Genomic DNA, 5052 nt, shown 5'->3' with positions numbered 1-5052 from the left:
CATGGCGCTGATCCGGATGCGCCTTGCGGAAATGAGTCCTGATCTCGAAGGCGCGGCCTGGAACCTCGGCGCAACCCGCTGGGCCACCATGCGCAGCGTTGTGCTGCCATTCTGCAGGCCTGCGATCTTCTCAGCGCTGGCGATCACGGCCGCTGTGTCCTTCGACGAATTCATGATCGCATGGTTCGTCTCGGGCCTGAACGAAACGCTGCCGGTGCGCATCCTCGCGATGCTGCAGGGGCAGGTCAGTCCGCGCATCAACGCCATCGGCTCCATCGTCTTCGTCATTACGATAGCGCTGGTGTTGGTGGCACAGGTTCTCACGAGCCTCAAATCCGACAAGGAGACCGATTGATGGTCGCGCCCAACCCCATCCTCGTTCTGGACAAGATTACCAAGTCCTTCGGAGACACGGTCGCGCTGCACCCTACGGATCTTTCAATCCAGAAGGGCGAGTTCATCGCGCTGATGGGTCCGTCGGGCTGCGGCAAGACCACGACGCTGCGGCTGATCGCAGGGCTGGATTATGCCAGCGCAGGCCGGATGCTGATGTGGGGCGCCGACGACATCACCGCCACGCCGCCCTGGGACCGCGACATGCCGATGGTCTGGCAAAGCTATGCCCTCTTCCCGTTCCTGTCGGTCCGTGAAAATGTCGAATTCGGCCTCAAGCAGAAGCGCCGCCTGGTGACCAGGGACCGCCGCAAGCGCGCGCTGGAATGGCTGGACCGCCTCGGCATCGCCGATCTGGCAGAGCGGTCGATCCACCAGCTTTCGGGGGGCCAGCGCCAGCGCGTGGCGATCGCGCGGGCGCTGGCGCTGCAGCCCGAGATCCTTCTTCTGGACGAGCCGCTATCGGCGCTCGACGCCAACCGGCGCCTGCACATGCAATCCGAATTGAAGCGGCTCCACAACGAGCTGGGGATCACCTTTCTCTACGTCACCCACAACCAGTCCGAGGCGTTCGCGATGGCCGACCGGGTCGCCATCCTGTCGAACGGGCACGTGCAGCAGATCGGCGCCCCGAAGGAGGTCTACCGCGCGCCGGCCAACCGCTTCGTGGCCGAATTTGTGGGCGCCAACACCATCCTCGACGGCCGGATGACGACTTCCGGTAAGATAGAGACGCCGATGGGCAGCTTCGGCATCGCGCGCGGCACGCCGCCGGCCGCGCATGCGGGGGCCAGCCTGCTCGTGCCGGCTGACCGCGTGGCCCTGTCTGGCGTCGCGTCAGGGACCGCGAACGAGGTGCAGGCCGAGGTTCTGACAGAGGAATTCACCGGCTCGTTCGTCACCGTCATGCTGCGCCTCTCGGACGGGACCGAAATGAAGGTGCAAAAGCAACAAAGCGAGATCGACGGTCTCGACCTCACACCCGGCGCAAGGGTCTGTGCAAGCTGGCCCGCCGAGGTCGGATACGTTCTGCCAAGGGAGATTAGCTGACATGTCGATCCTTATCCAAGGGGCGCAGATCATCACCATGGCCCCGGGCCAGGGCGCCCGCCCGATCACCGGGGACATACTGATCGAGGGCGACCGCATCACCGCCGTGGGAGACTGCGAAACGCAAGCGGCCGACAACGTGATCGACGGTCGCGGCAAACTGGTGATGCCGGGGCTGGTGAACGGCCACATGCATTCGCCCGAGGCGCTCTACAAGGGGCGCTACGACAACATGCCGCTCGAGGTCTGGATGCTTTATGCCTATCCCATCCTCGGCGCGCAGACCCTTTCGCCACGGCTGGCCTACCTGCGCACCGCGCTCTGCGCGATGGAATCGCTCAAATCGGGCACGACCTGCGTCACCGACGACGTGTACGAAAGCCCCAACCAGACATCCGATCAACTCGACGCCGTGTTCCAAGCCTACGAGGATGTCGGCCTGCGCGCCACCGTGTCGGGCCACGTGGTGGACCGGCCCTTCCTCGACACCATCCCGTTTGCCCGTGATCTCGTCCCGCCCGAGCTCTGCGCCGAAGCCGACGCGCAGGGGGCGGCGGATAGCGCAGAGTGGCTGGCACATTGCCGCGATGCGCTGGAAAAGCATCACGGCCGCGCGGGTCGGCTGAACTTCATGGTCGCCCCCTCGGCGCCGCAACGCTGCACACCTGATCTGATGCAGGCCGCGATGGAACTGGCTGAAGCCCATGACACGCCCTTTCACACCCATATCCTCGAGACCAAGGTGCAGGCGGTCACCGGGCAGGAATTCTACGGCGAGACGCTGATCGCCTACATGAAGCGGCTCGGCCTGCTGCGGCCCCGGACCACGATCGCGCATTCGATCTGGGTCACCGACGCCGATATCGGCATGATGGGCGAGGCGGGCGTGTCCATCGTGCACAACGTGATCTCGAACCAGAAGCTGGGCGCGGGCGTCGCCCCGATCAAGCGAATCATGCGGGCCGGGATCAACGTGGCGCTCGGTTCTGACGGCATCTCGACCTCGGACACGACGCGGATGTTCTCGGTGATGCATGCCGCGGGGCTGATCCACAATGTGCAGACGCCAGATAACGATCTGTGGTTGTCCGCCGAAGACGTGCTGCACTGCGCCACGCTCGGCGGCGCACGCAGCGCCTGCCTCGGGTCCGAATCCGGCAGCCTGGAGCCGGGCAAGAAAGCCGACATGATCGTGCTCGACCTCGACGCCATCCCCTTTACCCCGCTGAACGACCCGGCCAATCACCTTGTCTATTGCGAAACCGGCAGCTCGATCACGCATGCTATCGTCAATGGCGAGATCATGGCCGAGGCCGGCACATGCCTGCGCGTGACCGAGGCCGAGCTGCTGGCCGAGCTGCGCGAGGAGTTGCCGGCCTTCTTCGCCGCACATGAACGGACAGAGGCGCTCAACCGGCAGTTCGAACCATCGTTCCGCAAAATCCACAAACGCTGCAACGCGCGCGACATGGGCCTGAGGCGCCTGGGCCATGAACCCGCATGGGGGCGCACGTGACCGTACAGCTCGACGCGCTCACCTGGGTCGAGCTTGACCGCCTGACCCGCGACGGCCCGCCGGTGGTGATCCTGCCCGCCGGGTCGCTGGAACAGCACGGCCCACACCTGCCTCTGGGCACCGACCGCTTCATGCCCGCGCGCCTTGCCGCGCTGGTAGCCGAACGGACGGGAGCTCTGGTCGCCCCGGCGCTGCCCTACGGCTACAAGTCGCAGCCGAAATCGGGCGGAGGCAACCATTTTCCCGGCTGCGCAAGCCTCGATGCTGCGACCTATATCCACATGGTGCGCGACATCCTCTGCGATCTTGCGCGCCACGGGCTGACGAAGATCGTGCTGTTCGACGGGCACATGGAAAACCAGTGGTTCCTGACCGAAGCCGCCGACCTCGCGCTGCGCGCGCTTGCCGCCGAAGGGGTGGTGGGCACCCGCATCGTCAAGTTCGGCTACTGGACCTTCATCACCCCCGAGACCGAGGCGGCGCTGTTTCCCGACGGCCTGCTCAGCTGGGAGCTGGAACACGCGGCGGTGATGGAGACATCGTGCATGCTGCATCTCTGCCCCGATCTTGTCAGGGCCGAGGAAATTCCCGACGGGCCCCCGGCCGCGTTTCCACCCTACGATGTCTACCCGGTGGATACCGGACCGATTCCGCCCACCGGCGTGCTGTCGTCGGCCGCCGGCGCCAGTGCCGAGAAGGGGCGCATCGTGGTCGAACAGGTGGTCCCGGATATCGCGGCGGCCCTTGTCACCGCGTTTCAAACCGATCCACAAGGATAAGCTGCCATGACATTCGACCTCGTGATCCGCAACGCCGCCCTGCCCGATGGTCGCACCGGGCAGGACATCGCCCTCAAGAATGGAAAGATTGCCGAGATCGCGCCAGCACTCGGCACCGACGCACCCGAGATCGACGCAAAAGGCCAACTGGCGACGCCCCCCTTCGTGGATGCGCATTTTCACATCGACGCGACGCTCAGCCTCGGCACCGATGGGCTTTACAACGAAAGCGGCACGCTGGCCGAGGGGATCGCGCTCTGGCGCCGGATCTCGCCGGGCCTGACGGCCGAGGATTACCGCGACCGCGCGCTGCGATACTGCGACATGGCGGTCTCGAAAGGCGTGCAGGCGATCCGCAGCCATGTCGACATCACCAACCCCGACATGCTGGCCGCCGAGATCATCGCCGAGGTCCGCCGCGAGGTCCGCCCCTATCTCGACCTGCAACTGGTCGCCTTTCCGCAGATGGGGTTTCATTCCCGCCCGGACATGGCCGACAGCGTGCGCAAGGCGCTTGACATGGGGTTCGAAGTGGTGGGCGGCATCCCGCATCTGGAACCCACGGCCGAGCTGGGCCGGTCCTCGATCACCGCCCTGTGCGAGATCGCGGCCGAGCGCTGCGCGATGGTGGACATGCATTGCGACGAGAACGACGACCCAAACTCGCGCATGATCGAGACGCTGGTCTACGAGACGAAGCGGCTCGGTCTTCAGGGGCGGGTGACAGGATCGCACCTGACCTCGATGCACTCCATGGACAATTTCTACGCCAATCGCCTGATCAGGATGATGGCCGATGCCGGGCTGCATGTGATGGCGAACCCGCCGGCCAACCTGCATCTGCAGGCGCGGTTCGACACCTACCCCAAGCGGCGCGGGCTGACGCGGGTGCCCGAATTGCGCGCGGCGGGCTGTGTCGTGGGCTTCGCGCAGGATTCGGTGCTCGATCCGTGGTATCCGCTGGGCCACGGCGACCTGCTGGATGTCGCGTGGATCGCGGCGCATGCCTGTCACATGACCGACCGCGCCGGGCTGCGCGCCTGTTTCGACGCCGTGACGACAGATCCGGGGCGGATCATGGGGCTGGGGGGCGACGGGCTGGTGACCGGCGCGCCGGCCGACCTGGTGCTGCTGGATGCGACGGATCCGATCGACGCCATCCGGACGCGAGCCACCCGGACCCACGTCATCCGGCGCGGCAAGCTCATCTGCGAAACCGCGCCACCCGCGCCCCGGCTGTTGCTGGACGGGCGGCCAGACAGACCGGCGCGGCACTAGGCAGCCCTTGCGCGCCGCGATCAGCGCATCTCGCCC

5 protein-coding genes are annotated in these 5052 nt (G+C 66.0%); all 5 read left to right on the top strand.

Annotation, left to right across the window (positions count from 1 at the left end; all coding sequences use genetic code 11):
* The coding region (locus ACESL9_RS16960) for an ABC transporter permease (protein WP_372675292.1) at window positions 1–355 on the top strand (355 nt) is incomplete at its 5' end.
* Window positions 355–1443 carry an ABC transporter ATP-binding protein gene (locus tag ACESL9_RS16955; protein ID WP_372675291.1) on the top strand — a complete coding sequence of 363 codons (1089 nt, stop codon included), beginning with the start codon at window positions 355–357 and terminating at the stop codon, window positions 1441–1443. The genes ACESL9_RS16960 and ACESL9_RS16955, both read left to right, overlap by 1 nt.
* A 1-nt stretch (window position 1444) precedes the next feature.
* A complete protein-coding gene (locus ACESL9_RS16950; protein ID WP_372675290.1) occupies window positions 1445–2959 on the top strand; it encodes an amidohydrolase family protein in 1515 nt (504 codons plus the stop codon).
* Window positions 2956–3738, top strand: coding sequence for a creatininase (locus tag ACESL9_RS16945; RefSeq protein ID WP_372675289.1), 783 nt, complete (start codon window positions 2956–2958; stop codon window positions 3736–3738). Before ACESL9_RS16950 ends, ACESL9_RS16945 begins: the two co-directional genes overlap by 4 nt.
* A 6-nt stretch (window positions 3739–3744) precedes the next feature.
* Entirely contained in the window at window positions 3745–5016 is a 1272-nt protein-coding gene (locus tag ACESL9_RS16940) for a cytosine deaminase (RefSeq protein WP_372675288.1), read from the top strand.
* The last annotated feature ends 36 nt before the right edge of the window (window positions 5017–5052 follow it).

Origin of the sequence: Aquicoccus sp. (assembly GCF_041686535.1) — a bacterium.
Taxonomy (GTDB): domain Bacteria; phylum Pseudomonadota; class Alphaproteobacteria; order Rhodobacterales; family Rhodobacteraceae; genus Aquicoccus.
This window is presented reverse-complemented; position numbering and strand designations above follow the sequence as displayed.